General features: G+C 50.5%; 23 protein-coding genes, 2 tRNA genes and 1 pseudogene. 13 read left to right on the plus strand and 13 right to left on the minus strand.

Features of this window, described 5'->3' with window-relative positions:
- The first annotated feature begins 308 nt into the window (after positions 1–308).
- The gene (locus Q0526_RS13475) at positions 309–515 is read left to right on the plus strand and encodes a helix-turn-helix domain-containing protein (RefSeq protein ID WP_298734527.1); all 207 of its coding nucleotides are present in this window, start codon (positions 309–311) and stop codon (positions 513–515) included.
- A gap of 21 nt (positions 516–536) precedes the next feature.
- Positions 537–1,937 (plus strand): site-specific integrase, encoded by a 1,401-nt coding sequence (locus tag Q0526_RS13480; RefSeq protein ID WP_298734530.1) that lies wholly within the window; start codon positions 537–539, stop codon positions 1,935–1,937.
- 178 nt (positions 1,938–2,115) lie between these two features.
- Here the strand turns inward: Q0526_RS13480 and Q0526_RS13485 are convergent.
- Positions 2,116–2,190, minus strand: a tRNA-Arg gene (locus Q0526_RS13485).
- 628 nt (positions 2,191–2,818) lie between these two features.
- On the opposite strand from Q0526_RS13485, the gene Q0526_RS13490 reads away from it, so the two are divergent.
- Together Q0526_RS13490 and Q0526_RS13495 are read left to right on the plus strand one after the other, a co-directional pair.
- Positions 2,819–2,903 (plus strand) — tRNA-Tyr (locus Q0526_RS13490).
- Between the two features lie 323 nt (positions 2,904–3,226).
- A complete protein-coding gene (locus Q0526_RS13495) occupies positions 3,227–4,285 on the plus strand; it encodes a helix-turn-helix transcriptional regulator (RefSeq protein ID WP_298734532.1) in 1,059 nt (352 codons plus the stop codon).
- Positions 4,286–4,533: 248 nt separating this feature from the next.
- On the opposite strand, the gene Q0526_RS13500 is transcribed toward Q0526_RS13495, so the two are convergent.
- From Q0526_RS13500 to Q0526_RS13525, 6 genes are all read right to left on the minus strand, one after another.
- Positions 4,534–5,856 (minus strand): TRAP transporter large permease, encoded by a 1,323-nt coding sequence (locus tag Q0526_RS13500; protein WP_298734534.1) that lies wholly within the window; start codon positions 5,854–5,856, stop codon positions 4,534–4,536.
- A 1-nt stretch (position 5,857) separates the two neighbouring features.
- Positions 5,858–6,382, minus strand: coding sequence for a TRAP transporter small permease (locus Q0526_RS13505; RefSeq protein ID WP_298734536.1), 525 nt, complete (start codon positions 6,380–6,382; stop codon positions 5,858–5,860).
- 113 nt (positions 6,383–6,495) lie between these two features.
- Positions 6,496–7,587: a TRAP transporter substrate-binding protein gene (locus Q0526_RS13510; protein ID WP_298734539.1), complete on the minus strand. Its 1,092-nt coding sequence runs from the start codon at positions 7,585–7,587 to the stop codon at positions 6,496–6,498.
- A 331-nt stretch (positions 7,588–7,918) separates the two neighbouring features.
- The gene (locus Q0526_RS13515) at positions 7,919–8,944 is read right to left on the minus strand and encodes a TRAP transporter substrate-binding protein (protein ID WP_298734541.1); all 1,026 of its coding nucleotides are present in this window, start codon (positions 8,942–8,944) and stop codon (positions 7,919–7,921) included.
- Complete coding sequence (locus Q0526_RS13520) at positions 8,941–9,741, minus strand: helix-turn-helix domain-containing protein (protein WP_298734543.1); 801 nt, start codon at positions 9,739–9,741, stop codon at positions 8,941–8,943. Before Q0526_RS13520 ends, Q0526_RS13515 begins: the two co-directional genes overlap by 4 nt.
- Positions 9,734–11,251, minus strand: coding sequence for a sensor histidine kinase (locus Q0526_RS13525; RefSeq protein WP_298734545.1), 1,518 nt, complete (start codon positions 11,249–11,251; stop codon positions 9,734–9,736). The genes Q0526_RS13520 and Q0526_RS13525 overlap by 8 nt, the downstream gene beginning before the upstream one ends.
- Positions 11,252–11,409: 158 nt before the next feature.
- Here Q0526_RS13525 and Q0526_RS13530 point away from each other — a divergent pair, with 158 nt between their 5' ends.
- Positions 11,410–11,970 (plus strand): YcxB family protein, encoded by a 561-nt coding sequence (locus tag Q0526_RS13530; protein WP_298734547.1) that lies wholly within the window; start codon positions 11,410–11,412, stop codon positions 11,968–11,970.
- 15 nt (positions 11,971–11,985) lie between these two features.
- Positions 11,986–12,330 (plus strand): cupin domain-containing protein, encoded by a 345-nt coding sequence (locus Q0526_RS13535; protein ID WP_298734550.1) that lies wholly within the window; start codon positions 11,986–11,988, stop codon positions 12,328–12,330.
- A 112-nt stretch (positions 12,331–12,442) separates the two neighbouring features.
- Here the strand turns inward: Q0526_RS13535 and Q0526_RS13540 are convergent, their stop codons facing one another.
- From Q0526_RS13540 to Q0526_RS13560, 5 genes are all read right to left on the minus strand, one after another.
- Positions 12,443–12,853: a hypothetical protein gene (locus tag Q0526_RS13540; RefSeq protein ID WP_298734553.1), complete on the minus strand. Its 411-nt coding sequence runs from the start codon at positions 12,851–12,853 to the stop codon at positions 12,443–12,445.
- Between the two features lie 364 nt (positions 12,854–13,217).
- Positions 13,218–14,837, minus strand: coding sequence for a potassium/proton antiporter (locus tag Q0526_RS13545; RefSeq protein ID WP_298734556.1), 1,620 nt, complete (start codon positions 14,835–14,837; stop codon positions 13,218–13,220).
- A gap of 121 nt (positions 14,838–14,958) precedes the next feature.
- Positions 14,959–16,086 (minus strand): site-specific integrase, encoded by a 1,128-nt coding sequence (locus tag Q0526_RS13550; RefSeq protein WP_298734559.1) that lies wholly within the window; start codon positions 16,084–16,086, stop codon positions 14,959–14,961.
- 68 nt (positions 16,087–16,154) lie between these two features.
- On the minus strand, positions 16,155–16,922 hold the full coding sequence (locus tag Q0526_RS13555) for a hypothetical protein (RefSeq protein ID WP_298734561.1): 768 nt from the start codon (positions 16,920–16,922) through the stop codon (positions 16,155–16,157).
- A 17-nt stretch (positions 16,923–16,939) separates the two neighbouring features.
- Positions 16,940–17,200: a hypothetical protein gene (locus Q0526_RS13560; protein WP_298734563.1), complete on the minus strand. Its 261-nt coding sequence runs from the start codon at positions 17,198–17,200 to the stop codon at positions 16,940–16,942.
- Between the two features lie 185 nt (positions 17,201–17,385).
- On the opposite strand from Q0526_RS13560, the gene Q0526_RS13565 reads away from it, so the two are divergent.
- On the plus strand, positions 17,386–17,520 hold the full coding sequence (locus Q0526_RS13565) for a hypothetical protein (RefSeq protein WP_298734565.1): 135 nt from the start codon (positions 17,386–17,388) through the stop codon (positions 17,518–17,520).
- Here the strand turns inward: Q0526_RS13565 and Q0526_RS13570 are convergent.
- On the minus strand, positions 17,504–17,878 hold the full coding sequence (locus Q0526_RS13570) for a helix-turn-helix transcriptional regulator (RefSeq protein WP_298734568.1): 375 nt from the start codon (positions 17,876–17,878) through the stop codon (positions 17,504–17,506). The genes Q0526_RS13565 and Q0526_RS13570 overlap by 17 nt on opposite strands.
- A 208-nt stretch (positions 17,879–18,086) precedes the next feature.
- Here Q0526_RS13570 and Q0526_RS13575 point away from each other — a divergent pair, with 208 nt between their 5' ends.
- The 6 genes and pseudogenes from Q0526_RS13575 to Q0526_RS13600 form a co-directional block, all read left to right on the plus strand.
- On the plus strand, positions 18,087–18,263 hold the full coding sequence (locus Q0526_RS13575) for a hypothetical protein (RefSeq protein ID WP_298734571.1): 177 nt from the start codon (positions 18,087–18,089) through the stop codon (positions 18,261–18,263).
- An 11-nt stretch (positions 18,264–18,274) separates the two neighbouring features.
- The gene (locus Q0526_RS13580) at positions 18,275–18,457 is read left to right on the plus strand and encodes a hypothetical protein (protein ID WP_298734575.1); all 183 of its coding nucleotides are present in this window, start codon (positions 18,275–18,277) and stop codon (positions 18,455–18,457) included.
- Positions 18,458–18,470: 13 nt separating this feature from the next.
- Positions 18,471–18,689, plus strand: coding sequence for a hypothetical protein (locus tag Q0526_RS13585; RefSeq protein WP_298734582.1), 219 nt, complete (start codon positions 18,471–18,473; stop codon positions 18,687–18,689).
- A gap of 52 nt (positions 18,690–18,741) precedes the next feature.
- Positions 18,742–18,909 (plus strand): hypothetical protein, encoded by a 168-nt coding sequence (locus tag Q0526_RS13590; protein ID WP_298734585.1) that lies wholly within the window; start codon positions 18,742–18,744, stop codon positions 18,907–18,909.
- 3 nt (positions 18,910–18,912) lie between these two features.
- Positions 18,913–19,092, plus strand: coding sequence for a hypothetical protein (locus Q0526_RS13595; protein WP_298734587.1), 180 nt, complete (start codon positions 18,913–18,915; stop codon positions 19,090–19,092).
- A pseudogene (locus tag Q0526_RS13600) lies at positions 19,058–19,277 on the plus strand (hypothetical protein); the annotation flags it as partial. The gene Q0526_RS13595 and the pseudogene Q0526_RS13600, both read left to right, overlap by 35 nt.

Raw genomic sequence — 19,277 nt, forward strand, 5'->3', positions numbered from 1 at the left:
GATTATATATCAAAATCCTTGAGAATAGGGTGTCAACTTTATTTATACACCATCACGCGTTGAACACCCTCAAAGCATTGCGCGGCGCACCCATCAGCATGGGCCGGGGTTAACACCCGTGGAGCTGCAGCCAGCAGCCGTCCGTTTTGTCTCCTTGACTTGAGGATAAATCTTTCGCTTTTCCATTTATGGATAAGTCAATTTTTTTCTTAGCAGCAGACAAACCCGAAACAGCGCGCTACAATAAAGGTGGAAGTTATGAATGACCATCTTGTTGTGTGCCGTTTCTGACTGAAAAGGAGGCTGCTGTGTCTAAAATTCAGAACGGTACCATGGAAAGCATTCAGGAGTGCAGAACCTATACGGTAACGGATATTGCCCGCATTTTGGGCGTCAGCTCCAATACCGCATATCGTCTGATTCCGGAGAAGCTTTTCAAAAGCGTACGAATTGGTAACGCCATACGAATTCCCAAGCGGTCGTTTGACAAGTGGCTGGAGCCGCTTGATCTGTGACAGCAGAAAGGAAGATTCGTTATGGCATCCATCATCAAAAGAAAGAAAAACTATTCAATCGTATACACCTACGTGGACGAGAACGGTGAAACCAGACAAAAGTGGGAAACCCGCACCTCGTACCAGGAAGCATTGAAGCGCAAAGCTGAAATCGAGAATCAGAAATGTGCGCATTCTTTTCTTCCGCCCAGCGACCAGAACATCGCGGAGTTCCTGTCCGACTTCGTTTCTCTGTACGGGGAAAAGCGTTGGGGCGTGTCCATGTATGACAGCCAGAACTCACTGATTGCCAACTACATCAATCCCATCATCGGGGATATGAAGGTGCAGGACGTCACGACGCGCGTGGTGGACAAATATATCCAGACGTTGCAGAAAACCCGTGCTGTGAGCCGGAAGAATCATCCCGCCAAGACAGATTATGTCACCAACGCAACCATCGAGAAAGTTATCAAATTGCTGCGATGTGCGTTCAAGCAAGCTGTTCGGTGGGAGCTGATCCCCAAGAACCCCTTTGACAACGTGGTTCTGCCCAAGGTGGAATACAAGCGGCGCGATATCTGGACCGCTGATATGATCCGCAAGGCGTTGGATGAATGTACGGACAGCAAACTCTATGTGGCTATGAATCTGGCCTTTGCCTGTTCGCTTCGCATGGGCGAGATTCTGGGGCTGACCTGGAGCAACGTCCACATCTCGGATGAGGAAATTGCCGCCGACAATGCTTACGTCTACATTGACAAGGAACTGGCGCGGGCATCCAAGCGGGCCATTGAGATGCTGGGGCAAAAGGATATCTACCATATCTTTTCGCCTCTGTTTCCCAATACCAGCACCAGAATCATTCTGAAGAAGCCCAAGACCGATTCCAGCGTTCGTAAGGTGTGGCTGCCCAAGACACTGGCTTACATCCTGCGGGAGTGGAAATCCTCTCAGGATGAGCTGAAAGACCTGCTCCGCGACGAGTATCAGGACTATGACCTGGTAGTGGCCTTGGCCAACGGACGTCCCTGTGAGGACCGCGTGATTCTAAAATCATTTGAGAAGCTGCGGGAGAAAGCAGGGCTACCAAAAGTTGTGTTCCACTCGCTTCGTCATTTCAGAACCACCTACAAGCTGAAGCTGAACCACGGCGACCTGAAGGCCACCCAAGGCGATACCGGCCATGCCCAGATCGACATGATTACCAGCGTGTACGCTCACATTCTGGATGAGGACCGTAAGATCAACGCCCAAAAGTTCGAGACAACCTTCTATGCCAGCGCCAATCCTGACCTGCGTACGGTTCATCCGCCCAAGGAAGACAAAGCACCGACGACCACCACATTGGATTTGGAAGGGCTGGTGGAACAGCTCCGCAAGTCGCCTGAACTGGCCAACACACTGGCTGCATTGCTGGCTTCGGCCCCATCCGATAATTGAGTCTGGAAAATCGTATTAGCAAATCACCACTTTTTATTAGCAAGACCTCGAAAAAAGTTCGAAGTTAATTAGCAAACATACAGCAATAGACGCATAAACAACGAATTGCCGAATGCAGAAGAATGGATAACAAGAAAACGCCGCAAACCACGAAAATGCGGCTTGCGGCGTTGTTTTTTGGCACCCCCGGCGAGAATCGAACTCACAATTAACCCTTAGGAGGGGCTTGTTATATCCATTTAACTACGGAGGCATATAAAGCAATATTCAATTTTAAAGGGGCTCCTGGATTCGGCCGCTTCGATTTTTAGGAGGCGCGTGCTCTATCCATCTGAGCTACTGAGACTCATCATACACAGATTCAACTTTCTAAAGACTTCTCGTCCCGGCCGGCTCGAAAGCGATACCACTTAGAGCATTCTATCCACTCAAGCTGGTGCGACAGACGTACAAAATTGCCCCCCTATTTGACAAAAGGATTGCTTGCAATCCCCTCTTCGAAAATCGTTCTTTCATTTTGCTGCACAACAGCGAAATGATAGGGTATTTTCTCCTGCACAAAGATTCTCATGTCATGGAAAGTACTTTTCTTACTCGCACAAGGGAAGTCTACAGAACATATGGGGAACGCGATTATTATAACGGATTCACCTCTAAAATGCAAGCGACCCAAAAAGTGCAGCAAAAACCCTGCCTACCACAAGAAATTCGAGGCGCTTGCTGCACTCTTTCTCGTTCGCCCCACAAAAAAGGACGTTGTTTCAAGCCTTTTCTACTTTTTTTAAAAAAGTAGAAAAAAATTCAAAAAAGGGCTTGCATTTTGCTTTCTTGTTTGCTATAATAATCAAGCACTCGGCAGCCGGGCGCAAACAACTGAATAAGGGAGCTTTCCCGAGTGGCCAATGGGGACAGACTGTAAATCTGCTGCTTAATGCTTCGGTGGTTCGAATCCACCAGCTCCCACCACAAAAACCTTGTAGAACATGGTTCTATGAGGTTTTTTGTTTTTGTACCACGTTTTGCCCCCACTTTCAGTGGTTACTGATCATCCAGATACCGCCCTAACATTTGGGCTGCCTCATCAGTACTGCAACCGACAACACATCGTGGCACACATATCACCATTTCAGTAGGAAAAATAGCAGGACGGCATAGCTAAAATGCTACGTCGTCCTGCTTTCTCATCCTTTAACCTCTGGTTAATTTTGTCGCCCCCAATTAAAGTACGGCTCAATTGTTTCTTCGATGAAGAAAAGATATAATGGAAATGTAGTAAGGAGGGATACGCAATGAAGCTAAATGAGCAAATTCGCGAACACCGTAAAAAACTAGGCCTGACACAGGAACAGATTGCAGATTCCCTTGGCGTATCTACCCCCGCAGTCAATAAGTGGGAAAGCGGTTCGACATATCCGGATATTACGCTTTTACCCCCACTGGCCCGCCTGCTAAAGATTGATTTAAATACCCTATTCACCTTTCACGAAGATTTATCCCTAGAGGAAGTCAACCGGTTTTGCGGCGAAGTCGAACAAGAAATTATTTCTAATGGTTTTCAAGCGGGTTTTGCTGCGACAATCCAAAAGCTGCAAGAATATCCCAACTGTACCTTATTAAAATTTTCCTTGGCGCTGCTTTTGGAAGGACGCCTTCAAATTTCCCATCTGACACAAGAAGAACAGGAAAAATATATTTGTCAGCTCATCGATTGGTATGAGCAAATTGCCAACAGCCAAGACGAAGAAATTCGAGAGCCTGCAATCAGCCTTTTGGTAAACAAGTACCTTGCATGTGGAAAGACCGATAAAGCGCAGGAGTTGGTGGAACGACTGCCTGATAAGCGAGCAACAGATAAGCAGATATTAAAAATCAACGTGTTGTTGAAGCAGGGGAACTATCAAGAAGCCGCCATGATGACCGAACGCAAAATATATGGTGACATCGCCATCATGCAAAGCTACTTGATGAAATTGGTCGATATCGATCTGCTTCTGAACGAAATGGATACAGCCGCCTGGGTGGCAGATGTTTCGCAGAAGATGGCAACAGTTTTGGGGCTTTGGGAATATAACCGTTTTATTTGTTCCCTGCAAGTGGCGGTTGCTGCAAAAGATGTTCCACGATGCTTAGAACTTATTCAGAAAATGTTAGAGGCTGCCCAGACGCCTTTCAAAACGCCTGCCATATTCCGCCATCTCCCCAACGAACCAATGGCGGACGATCTTCAAGCAAAAGTGATGATGGTGTTGCTGCGTCAGTTTGAAACGGATAAGCAATATGAATTTTTGCATTCCAACTCCGATTTTCAAGCGCTGATGGCTAAATACAAGAAAATTCACTGCGGTTGATGGTAAAATCAAGCTGAATATCTGCGTAAAAGAGAACGTTCATTATACCCGTGTTTCTGCGGTAGGATACGAACGAGAAAAATCGCTTCGCTCAAGGACGACAATCTTTTTCTCCCTTTCTACCGAAGAAAAAGGAAGCCTCCCCTATCCCCTTCCTGATATTTACTCTGGCATTGCCATTTTCGATAAAAAAATCCCGCTATGGAACTTCCATAGCGGGATTTTTTAGGGAAGGTATGAGCTCAGGTTCAGAACCAAGCCGGGGTCACAGAAGGAACGTAACCGAACAGCTTGGGAATGAACAGGCTGATATCGGGAATGAATGTGATGAGCAACAGAGCGATGATCATGCACAGATAGAAAGGCAGCGTCGCCTTGACGACCTTTTCCATGGGGCGCTTGGCCACGGCAGAACCGATGAACAGAACTGCACCTACCGGCGGGGTCAACAGACCGATGCCGCAGTTGAGCACCACCATGATACCGAACTGGATGGGATCGAGGCCGATACCCGTGGCGATGGGCAGCAGAATGGGAGTGGCGATCAGGATGATGGGCGCCATATCCATGATGCAGCCCAGAACCAACAAGATCAAGTTGAGCAGCAACGCGATGAGGATGGGATTGCTGGTCAGGTTGGTAACGGCATTGGCAGCCAGATCAGGCACATGCAGGGTGGTCAGGCAGTAGCCGAAGGCGTTGGAGCAGGCAATAAGGATGAGCACGATGGACAAGGTGTTGACACACTCGCTCAGTTCGCGCCAAACGCCCTTCCAGTCCAGACCTTTGTACACAAAGACCGACACGATCAGGGAGTAGATAACGGCGATAGCTGCAGACTCGGTGGCGGTAAAGACACCGCCCACGACGCCGAACACCACGATGACGATGGCCGCCAAAGCCCAGATAGAAACACTGAGCTGTTTGAAGAAGACCTTCAGGCTGAATTTGTCGCCTTTGGGGTAGTTGCGGCGCACCGAAATGATGTAGGAACCGATCATCAAGCTCAAAGCCAGAACCGCGCCGGGCACATAACCGGCCAAGAACAGGCTGCCCACGCTGATGCCACCAGCGGTGGTTGCGTAGATGACCATGTTGTGGCTGGGGGGCACCAGCAGGCCTTCGCAGGAGGAAGTAATGGTAACAGCGGTGGAGAAGTCGGCGTCATAGCCCTGATCCACCATCATGGGGATCATGATGGAACCGATGGACGCGGTATCCGCAGAAGCGGAGCCGGAGATGCCGCCGAAGAAGTAGGAAGCCACGATGTTGACCATAGCCATGCCGCCGCGCATCCAGCCTACGCAGGCGTTTGCCAATGCGATAAGCTTTTCACTAATGCCGCCGGACCCCATGAGCACCCCCATGGTGATGAAGAAAGGCACGGCCATCAAACTGAAAGAAGAAATACCTTTGACCATCTGCTGGCACAGGGTGTTGAAGCTGAGGCCCTGAACGCCCAAGCAGAAAATGGTGGACAGCGCTACCGCATAGGCAATGGGGAAGCGCAAGAAGATCATCACAAAAAAGCTGCCGAGCAGCACGATGATGGCAAGAGTTTGAACATCCATATTATGCCTCGGCCTCCTTTACAAAGATGGACTTGATGTGGGTGTAGATAGCCTCGATCTCGAAGATGATCATGGCCACACCGGCCAGAGGCACAGGGAAGTACATCCAGAACCGGGACAGCCACGGCATGGAAACATAGAACCCACGACCACCCAGTGTGGAGCAATAGTTCCAACCCCAGACCAGCATGATGACGCCTAGGACAAGTACGGCCACGTCGGCCAGAATATCCAAAAACTTGACCACACCTTTGGGCAGGTAGTTGTCAAAAGCCGTCATACGGATGTGGGCGCCACGGCGAATGGCCAGAGCCGCAGAAAGCACCGCCATGTAGCTCATAAGCGTCAGAACCACTTCCTCGGACCAGGAGGGGTCCGCGATAAAGGGGATGTAACGGCCCAACACAGCGTACGAAGTGATCAGGATGTCCGCGATCAGCAAAATCTTGCACACGAACATAACCACCGCGTATACCACGTCATAGACCGGACGCACCTTGTCGAGCGTCTGGAAAATTTTCGGCATACAGATTCCTCCTCACAAAATATCCACAGGAAAGCGGGGCGTGGGTCTTAGTTCCCGACGCCCCGCTATACCTATTTACCTAAGTAATTCAGGAGTAGGCAAGACGCGCCAAATCAGCCGTTGGCAAAGTCTTTCAGCTGCTGGTACAGCTCCGCCTGAGAAGCGGTGTTCTCCTCGATGACCTTGGCGCAGGCGTCAGCCCAAGCCTGCTTGTCGGTGACTTCCACCACGTTGCAGCCTTCAGCCTTCAGCTCTTCCAGAACCTTGTTCTCTTCTTCTTCAGAGAGCTGGGCGTTGAATTCCTGAGCATACTTGCCGGCTTCCATGATGCAAGCCTGCTGGTTGGCAGTCAGCTTGTTCCAAGCGTTGTCGGTGATAACCACCTGCACGGCGCCCAAGGTATGACCGTCCAGAATCAGGTTGTTCGCCACTTCGGGGAAGGCATTGGACTTGTAGTTGGCGATGGGCTGCTCAGCACCATCCACAACGCCGGTCTGCAGAGCGCTGTACAGCTCGTTGAAGGAAACGACGGTGGGGTAAGCGCCCAGACCCTCGACCATGCCGTTCATGACGGGGTCGTTGGACACACGCAGCTTCATGCCCTTCAGATCCTCGATGCTCTCGACGGGATCCACGGTGAAGAAATGACGGAAGCCTTCCTCGCCGTAGAAGACGCCGCGGATGGGCAGGCCGATCTCCTGAGGCTCGTTCAAGAATTCCTGAGCCAGATCAGAGTTGGCGAAGTTCCACCAGTGCTCACGGCTCTCCCAAGTGAAGGGGATGGACAGCAGCATGGACTTGTTGCAGCCGTAGCTGGTCAGCGCGAAAGCGGAGATACGAGACATATCGATGGTGTCACCGCCGGCCAGAATGTTGTCCAGAACGTCATTCTCGGAGCCCAGCACGCCGGAAGCCTGAATGTCGATGGTGATGGAACCGCCGGACAGCTCTTCAACCTTCTCCTTGAAAGCGGTAGCGGTCTGACCCACGATGGTATCCAGAGGGTTGACCTCAGCGTAGACCAGCGTTACAGCGGGATCGTTGGCAGCAGCAGCGGTATCGCCCGCGGTCTCGGCGGTTTCGGTCGCAGCAGTAGAATCGGTGGATGCAGCAGCAGACTCACTGGTGGAGCTGGCGGAGCCACCGCAGGCAGCCAGACTCAGAGCCATGGCGCCTGCCAGCGTAACGGAAAGCAGTTTCTTCATGTTCAGTTCTCCTTCTCTTTTGCCTTGCGGCAATTTGGAACAGGTGCCTTACGCGCCCTGTCCACTTGACGGTTTCACTTTAACAAAAACTTCATAACCCTGCAAGAGGATTGAAAAAATGTACTGTTTTTTTAAAAGATTTGCAAATTCTTTTTGTACTTTTTATCCAACCACGCTACGCCGTTTTTGTACAAGATGTGAAAAAGCTGCCCATGTCTGTCACCACAAGTCCTGTTTATCGGTCTTTTGTTTCAAAAAGCATAAAAAAGCGGGCGGCTCGCCGCGCCACCCGCTTTATATGTACTGTAAAAAAGTCCTGTATCCAGTGAAGTCATTTTCCTTCCCGCTGTATTCTGGCGATTAATGCCTTTTGGTCGGTGTATTCCTGGTAAATGGGCTCTACCGCATCTCGAAAGCGCTGCCATTCTTCGTCGGTGAGGGTCGTCACCGTCACGCCGGCTTCCCGCATTTCCGCCTCGGATTCCGTTTCCGCTTGCTTCCACAGGTCCCGTTCCAGCAGAGCTGCTTCCCGGGCACAGTCCCGCACCAGCGCCGGATACTGGGGATCCAAAGCTGTTAGTTTTTCCATGGCTTCGGCACTGGCCAGCAGCAGTTCCGGAATACGGGTGTGGCCGTCCACCAGCATGTATTTGGCCACCTCAAAATGACCGGAATAATCATAGCTAGGCCAGTTGTTCTCGGCCCCGTCAATTTCACCCTTAGCCAGCGCACTGTATACATCGTCGTAGGACAAACGTACCGGCACTGCTCCCAACTGACGGATCAAATCTTCCATCAGGCCGGATTCCGCCACTCGGATACGCAGTCCTTGCAGGTCTTCCAAACCTTTGACCGGACGGTTGGTGTAAAAATGGCGCACACCCGCATCGAACCAAGCAAGCCCCGTAAGACCGATGCGGTCCTTTATCGAATCCAGAAACACTTCCCCAATGGCACCGTCCAGCACCCTCCACATGTGGTCGTCATCCTTATACAGGAAAGGAAGCTGCAGAACAAACACCTCGGGCACAAACTCGCCCAGCGACATGATGGAGATTCGAGAAAAATCAATGCCCCCGTACTCCATCTGTTCCACGATGCTGGTCTCGCTGCCCAATACGCCGTTGCTATACACCCGCACATTCACCCGGCCGTCAGTGCGTTCCGCTACCAGTTCCGCAAAGGCATAAGCAGCTTCGGTGGTGGGGTAACCTTCTGGCTGATTCTCCGCATAGCGCAGAATCAGTTCCGGCCCTGTGGCAGCATCGGCCCGGGGTTCCGGCACGGCGGCAGCCAGCGCTATTAGGCAGATCAGCACCGCCCCAGCCAGTGCCAGCCAACGAACACGCCGGGTCATGGGGCGATCTCCTTCTGGCGGCGGGCGGCTTCCCTACGATATTGAGTCGGGGTCAGACCGGTCTTTTTCTTGAAGGCCCGGGCAAAATAGCTAGCATCTTCGTAGCCTACCATGCCCGCCACTTCCGCCGTGGGACGCAAGGGGTCCGTCAGCAGTTCGCAGGCAGCCTGAATCCGCACTTCGGTCAGGTAGTCTAAAAAGCCCACATGGAGATACTTCTTAAACTGGGTAGACAGATACGCCGGACTGATATGCAGGATATCCCCCACGCTATCCAGAGATAGCTCGTACATGTAATTCTCTCGCAGGTACTTTTTCACCTGCGCCATCAGTTGCCCCATCTGGGTGTTGAGCAGCCCGTCATCCTCTTCCTCTGCGGTTTGTTCCACAGCCGCGGGGGCTAGCGCCGTGAGCTTGCGCTCTGCCTCGATCTGGGCCAGCGCCCGCCGGATGGCCGCCTCGGCCTCGTCGGGTACCACCGGCTTGAGGATGTACCCACAGGCCCCCAGACGCATCGCTTCATAGGCATACTGGAACAGCCCGTAGGCCGTCACAAATACCACCTTACACCCCGGCAGTTGGGCCAGCACCGTGCGGGCGGCTTCCAACCCATTGACACCAGGCATTTCGATATCCATAAGGATCAGGTCTGTTCCCCACAGCAAAGCAGTATCTACGGCTTTGCGGCCGTTATCGGCCGTATGGATCTCCACCTCATGCTCGAAGCGGCGGGCCACTAGGTCGGTCAGAACCTCCCGTTCCATGGCCTCGTCGTCGGCGATCAAGATCTTATACATCGTCGTGTTCCTCCCCCGGTTCGATCAACGGTAAAAACAGCACAGCCCGCGTGCCTTTGTCCGGTGCGGCGTGCAGGTCCAGACGCCCCGGCGGGTCCAGCAGCCGCAGCCGAGCGGCCACATTGCTCAACCCGATATGCTGGCCCGATTCCGGCACCTCCCGCAGGCTGAGCCGCACTTCCTGCAGGTGGGTACGGTCCATTCCCACACCGTCGTCCTGCACAGCGATATACAGCAACCGATGTTTAGGCAGACGGCGGATGGTGATACGCACAGTGCCGCCTGTTTCCTGTGGAATGATGCCGTGCTTGAAGGCATTTTCCACCAGCGGCTGCACAATAAAGGAAGGCACCATGGTCTCGGTCAGGTCGATGTCATCGGCCATATGCCAGATCAGGCGCACGCGTTCCCCAAACCGCACATGATAAATGGCGTAAAATTCATCGATGATACGCACCTCACGAGAGAGTGGCACCAACAGGTCGTTGCTGGCCAGACTGTAACGCAGAAGCTGGGACAACGCCGTGATAAGCGTACGAGTGCGGGGAGCCTTTTCCTCGTCGGAAACCCGCAGGATGACCCCCAATGTGTTGAACAGGAAATGCGGATCGATCTGGCTGCGCAGATGCTGCAATCGGGCACGTTCCACGGTATTTTGCAGTTCCAAAGCCTCCGTTTCTCGGCGATGGAGCTGGCGTTCGATCTCATTTTTCTCCCGCAGGGTATTCACCTGACGGGCCATGGAATGCTTCATGCGGTTGAAGGCTCTGGCCAACTGACCGATTTCATCCCCCTGTTGGACCTCCACATCAGGGGTATCGAAAGCCCCCTGCCCGATGGCTCGGGACGCCACAATCATCTGCTGCACGGGTCCCATAAGGCGCCATACGGTGTGCACTACCAGTGCACCCAGCGCCACACATAACAGGCTAGTAACCGCCTGCACAGTCTTGAGCCGCTCGTTCAAGGCGGAAAGCCGGGTGTAGGTACTCTGCCCCTCGCTAATCGCGGTCTGGAGCAGTTCGGAGGTATACTGCTCCAGATAGCCCCCACAGACCGTTATTTCACTGTAATAGAGGGCCGCCGCACCTGTGGCGTCCCCTGTGGTCAGCAAGGTTTGCATCTGTTCCATCAAGGCGTCGTAGTTGCCGTAGGTGGTACGCACGGCCTGAGCCAGCAAATACTGCTCCTTCCCCACCTCGTTCAGCGCACTGTCAATATGTCTTAACCACGCATCAGCGGTGGTTGTCCCCATTTGAAGGGTCTGAGCCAATGCATTAAGATCTCCGTTTTCCCAACGGAAATTTTCCAGCGCGGTAAGCTGGCTTTCGATACCGCTGGAAAACTGGCTGATAGAATGGAAATTGCCGGTCTGACGGTCCAGTTGGTCCAAAATCACATTGGACTGGTAGTGGTTGATATACAACTGCACCAAAAGCGCCGCAAAAAAGGCAGCAAAAAACAGGACGATGCGCCCTTTCAGGGTCATATGCCGCTGAAACCAGTGCATAGGCTGCCTCCCTTTCCCTTGCTATTTCTTCAAAATATTGTACAACGCCTCGGCAAAAACCGCAAGCCCGACCAAAAAAGTTGTATTATTCGACTTGCAGGGGCCCCCGCGGCATGGTATCATAAGGGCAAATCATACACCCACGGAGGTAGCCTGTTATGTCCGGCAAAGCCAGTTCCCTATCCATACCCGTGCAGATCGACACAGGTATTTTCCAAGATTTTGCGGTGTTCGACGTGCTGCAGCGGCAAAAGCGCTGGCAGCGTCCGTTACTGTTTACGGTGATCATGCTGGCCTTTGCGGTGGTCTGTTTTGTTCAAGTTGGCCGTCGAGAAGGTGCCGCCTTACTGGGCGGTGTGCTGACGGTGGTGGCCGTGGGGTTGCCGGTGGTGTATTTCGGGATGTTTTTCCACTCGGTGCGGCAGCAGGCAAAGCGGATGGGGCTGACCACTCTCAAAGACGCCTACCGTGTAGAGCTGGAGGAAACGGGTGTACGGATGCTTCCCGCCGGGCAGCAGGACAAAGCCACTCAGGCCATCAGCCATACTTGGGATCAGGTGTATGGTGTCTGGCGCACCCCGGGAGCCATTTATTTGTATGTAACAGCGCAGCAGGCCTATCTGCTGCCCGAAGCCCAGATCCCCAGTGGGGCGGACCGGGCTTGGGAGTTATTGGGCAACTGTCTGCCCGCAGAGAAACTGCACACAGTTCGCAGATAAGGGAGGCAATGTACTATGGACAAGCAACACAAAAATCAGCAGTGGGTTCCCCACGCCGAAACCCTACCAGAGCCCGCCGGGGCTGGGGTGGTACGGCGGGTCCTGGCCTACGGCCCCGAATTGATGTGTGTAGAGAACACTTTTGAGAAGGATGCTGTGGGTGCGTTGCACAGCCATCCCCATACCCAGATCACCTATGTGGTATCGGGGCGTTTCCGGTTTACCATCGGGGAAGAAACCCGAGAGGTTGGCCCCGGTGATACCTTGCTGAAGCAGGACGGCGTGCGCCACGGCTGCACTTGTCTGGAAGCAGGCGTTCTATTGGATATCTTCACCCCCATGCGAGAGGATTTCGTCTGACCGCATCCGATGCAAATGCATCCTTACCTTCACACAAAAACAAGGCGTGTTGCAGAATCGACATTTGCAACACGCCTTGTTTTTGCTATCCATATTTTCCCCTGCGAATGCACTATACGATAAAGGATATGGTTATGGTAGGTTCCCTTAAAGATAAGACATCAATGATGTCATTGGCCGTCACAAAAGCCAGATGAAGAAGCTCATCAACCGTTGTACTATTGAAAGTTTCATCGGCTAACCAGCTTGCATAACTGGATTCAGAAACCTTATAGACCAGCCAATTTCGAAAGAAAAACCTGCCATGATCCGCCAATACGGTATCAACCGTTTTCCATCTGTCGCTTTCGTCACAACTGCGGAAAGACACGATTTGTTCTTTATAAGTAATTGTCACCTCCGTTTTCCTTCCCAGAAAAACGAGTGTAAGCCCGTCCCTATTTTGAACCAGATTCTTCAATTCGTAGTCATCGGCCACTAATTCCTTGTTGCACCACTTTTCCCATGTTTCCAATTCACTCATCCTCCGTACGAATTTCCAGAACGTTCATTTATTTGGGTATCATCCTCCAGTAATACTCTACACACCTATTCTTGATAATTTCAAGTGGCAATTCACCCAAAGTACCGGAGCTATACTTGGTCAGTTCTTACACAACGCTCCTAACCTTTATGGAGTTTACCCACGGTTGCCGGGAAAATCAAACCACAGATATTGCTCTTTGAATCGTCTCCCCTTCTGAGAAAGCATGGCGGATTCGGTTTCTGTACCAAAACACAACAGATCGCCGCAGATTTTGCCTTTCCAGAGCGGTCTCACCCAAACGGGGCGTCATGAACCGGTTTTGTTTCTATCAAAAATTCCCGCCGGAATCCGGCGGGAATTTTCATGCGGAGGCATCCTCCTCTTTCGAGGACAGCGATTCCGCCAAAACGAGGACATCGCCTACTTTTACGATCGTCCGTCCGGTGGGGATCATCGTCTCCACACCACGTTTCACCAAGATCACTAAGCGGCCCGACGGCACCGGAAGCTCTGCCAACGACTTATTGGCCCAACGGTCCCCTCGTTCCACGTGAATTTCATGCAGCGAGATATGCTCTCGATCCTCAAAAGCACGGGCTGCCAGTACCAACAAATCCCCTGCTTGCAGTTCGGTATCTCCATCCGGAACGATGGTCGTTTTGCCACGAACGATCATCGTCACCAACAGTTCTGACGGCAATGCCGCCCGCCGCAAAGTATGACCGCACCAAGGATGTTGACTTCCCAAGTGGATCTTAATAAACTCCACATCGCTTTCAGCCTGATAATCATTGAAAGTTTTCTCCACATCTTCGTTTTGGTCAATCATGGAAAAATACTTTGCCGCTTTGGGAAGCAGCGTTCCTTGTATTGCGATGGATAACAACACAATGCAAAACACAAGGTTAAACAAGTTGTTATGCGTCTGTACACCGCTGAGCACCGCAGAAATGGCAAACACAATGGAGGCTGCCCCTCGCAGTCCCGCCCAAGATACGATGCCTATCTGCCTCCACCTTGCCCGGAAAGGCAGCAGCAAGGCGGTCACCACCACAGGGCGCGCCACCAAGGTAAGAAAAAGCATAATGCACAATGCAGGCAGCAAGACCACAGGCAGCTCTGCCGGCGTGACCAGTAAGCCCAACAGGAAAAACAAAATCACCTGCGACACATCGGTAAGTACATCAAAAAAATGCACAAGATACCGCTTTTGCGAAAGTTGGGCGTTGCCCAAAAGAATCCCGCACAGATACACGCTGAGATACCCATTTCCGCCCAACACAGATGGGAAGGCGTAGGCCAGCAGCATCACCGCAAACAGCAACACTGTTCGGTTTTGCTGGGACTCCAAAAAATTTTGCCGCAGCAGCCAAATGGCCCCCTTGCCCACCACGATACCACACAGGATTCCCAAGGAGATCTGCTGGAAAAGTACCTGCGGAATGGACACCTGTTCCCCGGCCATAAGCGACAGCGTCACGGTGGTCAGCATGTAGGACATCGGGTCATTGGAACCGGACTCCACTTCCAGCAACGAGTCGGTATGGTATTTGAGGGCCAACTTATTGGTGCGCAGAATGTTGAACACCGAAGCTGCATCGGTGGAGGAAATGACCGAACCGATGAGCACACTTTCTAGCCATGGCAGCCCCAAAGCCAAGTGGGCAAATAGCGCAACCGCCCCAGCCGTCCCGGCCACCCCCACCGTAGAAAGCACGACTGATTGTAGCAGTACCGGTTTTGCCGCTTGCAGGTTCGTACCGAATCCACCGTAAAACATGATGAAAATCAAGCTGACGGAACAGATGAGATTCACTGCGGCATAGTCGTTAAAGACGATTCGAAAAAGCCCGTTTTCGCCAAAGCACATTCCCAGCGCAATAAAAATCAGCAAGGACGGCACCGGGATTTTTTCCAGAACTCGATTCATCAAAATGCAAATCAAAATTACCGCACCGGCCAACAAAATTGCTTCATTCACAAGCGACACCTCCTTTTGGAAATAAAAAAACCGCGCTGCGATATCAACATGGTATCGCAGCGCGATATAAACTTAATGCGGCTAACAGGACTTGAACCTGTTTTAATCGATGTAACCACGTCTATTTTTCACTTCCTGACGATTTATTGACGATTGAAAAGTATTTTTCCAGCTTTGCAGCCGCCGCGCCTATTTGTGCGTCCCGAATGTGGGTATATATCTTTCTGGTGGTGTATATATCGGCATGTCCGAGAATCTTCTGTGCTTCCATTTCACCCACGCCGGCCTCATAGAGTACACTTGCAAACTCGTGCCGGAACTGGTGCGCAGTAGCAAGCGGCTTCCAAAACGTGTACCGGATCCTCTTACCGTTTTGCATCCGGGTTTTCTCTACGCCTTCAGCTAGTCCGGCGTCCCTGCAATAATATTGCCACCGTCTCTGATATGCTGTACCGGTCAGCGGCTTTTCCCCGCCAAGAATATACTCGGCAGGCTTTCCCATTCTGCCCTGCAAAACGTCCCGCAGCGGCCCCAGCAACGGAACAATGCGCACGGCATTTTTGGTTTTCGGTTCATGCACCACAGGCCGGTTATTGATCCACGCAACCGACTTTGATACCCGGATTATACCAGCGTCGAAGTCCACATCCTGCCATTGCAAGGCAAGCACTTCCCCCAGCCGGCAGCCGGTATACATAAAAAGCCAAGCGCACAGGCCAAACCCTTCCGGGTGCTGCTTAACTGCTGCAATCTGTTCAGGCGTGGGCGGCTGTCTCTCTGTACGCTTCATGCCGCGCGGTAGATCCACCAGCGGCACCGGGTTGTAGGTTTCCCCGTCCCGGACACACCAGTATTTAAAAATCAGGCTCAATACAGACCGGGCATTTTGTGCTGTACGTTCTGCCTTGCCCTGTGCCTTAAATTCAAGCCCCCAAGTGTTTACCATGCCGGGGGTTATCTCTTTCATACCGTAGCCAGAGAAACGCCACACGGCGTCCTGATAGCTTCCCTTGTATGCCCTTGCTGTTCCCTCTTTGATTTTCGATTGGTAGTCTGCCCACCAATCGGCGGCGACTTCCTCAAACAGTGCGCCGCGTTCCTGCTTCTGGGCATCCTGCAGCAGAGCGGCCTTGTACTTTTCTTCTGCCTCTCTCTTTGTCTTCCCGTAAAAGTGGCGCGGCTTTCCGTTGATCGTGCGCAGTATCTCGGCTCTCCCATCTGCCCGTCGTGATTCTTTTTTGCGCGGCATAAACCCACCCCTACATTACAACCAGATTGCGACAAGTTTTAAAACCAGTCGCAATTATATGAGAAAATTTATTGCGTCTTTTCGTCCGTTTCTTTATAGGATTCTGAGCGCAACATATTAAGTTGAATTTTAATAATGGCATCGCAATATTTGTTTCTAATATCATCGCTTTCTTCTATTGTAACAAGTTTATTTGCCGCCAAAACCCCGCAAAGAAAAGAAATGGTATCAATAATATTTTCTGTTTCATCTAGGGTTTTTGTGTTATTTTTTACCCAGTATTGCAAAAGCCAATTAAAATACATAAGTGCAATATCTGTTCCATATAATTGATTTGCTATCAATACGCCTTGAAACAATTTCGCATTTTTGTATGAAATATTAATTTCGGAAAGTTCTTTTGCATTTTTTACAATGTATTGTATATATTCTTCAGAATCAGATTGATTTTCGTGTTCATCCACAAGAACTTCAAGAAAATTTTGAATAGAATCTTTTATGCTTTTGCTATCCCGAAAGTCTTGCATTATGAAAGAAGTTTCAATTTCGTTTCCGCCGCTGTATTTCTCATATGGTGCAATTTTTTCAAACATGCAAATTATTTTTTTACAGCAAGAAACGTATTCCTCTGCATTCATCGGATATTTTGTGTTGCATTTTCGGAATTTATAAAAAAGGGTTTGCAGATCATTATATTTTTCTCTATCCAAATTTTTCTGAGCATCCTGCAAATTTATTATCAAGTTTACGATTTGGCTTATAGACAATTTTCCAACTTTGCCAGATTTTATTTTTTTTATCTCAAAAATAGCCTTTAAATCTTCAAAAATAGCCATAATCTTTCACGAGCCATTCATTTAATTTTCCCGTATCCCAACACCAAAAGCAAGGAAATCACGGTTGTAACATAATACGGAATTCTATAATCTGGCAAAAAGTTCATTAAAAGCATCCATTCCCCTACAAGAATAATGCCCCACAAAATAATTGTAAAAAGCGTCATTCCTATGCCGCGCAGTTTAATATTTTGCAGGCTTCCTATAATTTGAGCAAATCCCAAAGTTCCAATTACAAATGAGAAAAAAGCGACGACCAAAAATAAAATAAAGTTCATACCAAAACCTCCCACACTTTTTACATTCTATCATTTATTCGACATATTTTCAACCATTTATGAATTATAGTACAGATTAATGTACTATATAAACTAATTGAGTAATTTTGTGCAGTTTGTGTATTGTTTACTACTTCTAGTTGTATTAAAATTAACGCATGGTTGTTGAACGGGAGGTCATAAAAATGGAGCAAAAAGAAAAAGCCCCTGCAACCGCAGGAGCAGAACTCAAAGAGATTATTTCATTACTTAAAAAAACCAGCGCCCGGAACGTGTCCATTACGCTGGAGTTTGTGCGAAGTATTACCCGCTGCCGGTGATCCGGCGCACCATGCGTTCCACAAGTGCCCATTCTTCAGGTGTCATTTGGGAAATAGCTTCAATAAAAGCCAATTTAAAACTGTCGTCTTTGTCGTCGGCCATCAGGTCACCGATAAAGGCGGCTATTTTTTTTTGCCTTGTCAGATCCGCAAACATGGGGCCTTCCCCGGTTCGCAACCAATCCTCCCTTGCATTAAATTCCCTGCAAATATCTGCAATAGCTCTATCGCTGGGAACAAGTCTCCCCATCTCATAAGTGGCAACAGTGTTTTGCTTCAGCTGCAAAGCATCTGCGAAAGATTTCTGCGTCATTCCAAGGCTTTTCCGTAGTTCTTTAATGCGTTCACCAATAGTCATTTTTGCTCACCTCCTCTATTTAAAGTATATCCAAATTTTTTCAAAAAATCAACTGTTTTTGTTGATGAAATCAAGATTTTTCGCTTGACTTTATTGATTATATGATATACAATAATCATGTAGTCAACATTCAGGCTGAATTAAATCAATCAGCGCAAAAATGGGGTGAAAGGACGCCCAGCGCCAAGACAAGAAAGGTGGTGAAAAAATGAAGAAGATTCCCAAGTACACTTACGGTCTCCCGCCGGAAGAAGCCACGGTTGTGCAGGAGATCACAGAGGCCGCCGTCAACATGAACGCGGACGAACGCGCCCAGCTTTTGAGCGCTTGCAAGTCTATCCTGTTGGTTAAGGGCCTCCGGGAAGAAGTCGAAACCGCATCGTAGAAGGTGAAAGCATGAAAAACCACGTTGCCGCTTTAATCGTTGGCCTTGCGGTTGCTGCGGCGGCTTTTGCCGCCGGGTGCATGGCCACTATTAAATGTGCCGTACCTGTCGGCCCCGCCAAGTGCGGGGATAGGCAAGGGTACATTATCAGTTATCGCTATGGCGATTTCTGGTCGAATCAGTTTTATGAGTAAGGAGGTGCATACCATGCGAGAAAAGGAAGGCTACCGCGACGCGCTGAAAAGGATCCGCTCCTATGGGTACGGCGAAATGTTGACCATTGCGCAGGTTGCAGAGATTGCATACAAGAATCAGCCATCTATTTCGCAGGCAAGAAGAAAGGCCGTCCGCAATTTTTCCGGTTGGGTTGGAGCAGCACGCGGAAAGACGATTCCCGCCACTTCTTTGGCCCGGCAGCTTTGCTAAAAAAAGAGCCGCCAAGGTGTTGCAGCACCCTGACGGCAAGAAAGGAAATTCGATGAACACTATTATTTTACCGCTTTTTAAAAAAACCGTCAAGGCCGCAGCCGTTGCGGTGGGTGTATACATCCTTTCGGCAATCGCCGCGCTGAACGTCCCCGCCGCTGTTGTTGGCGTCCTGCTGGAAAATGCGCTGATCGGCGCTTATATGAGATTGGAGGCATGACCCATGAAGATGTACAAAGGGTTTGACAAAGACCTGAAATGCCGCGGCTATCAGTACGAGATTGGCCGCACTGAAAAAGAAGACAGCGCAAAGCTGTGCGACCGTGGATTTCACGCCTGTGAATACCCGATGGACGTGTTCGGCTACTATGCGCCGGCTGATTCCCGAAGAGAAAAGCGATGATTCCAAGCGCTGCGGCACCGAGATCAAGGTGCTGGCGGAAATCGGGATTCCCGGAATTGTGAAAGCGTCTGTGGATTTTATTATGCGCAACATCAAAAGCGAAAAGAAAGAATCCAACTCCGGCGACAGAAGTGCCGCTGTGAACTCCGGCTACGGTAGTGCCGCTGTGAACTCCGGCGACGGTA

Source organism: uncultured Subdoligranulum sp. (assembly GCF_937890665.1).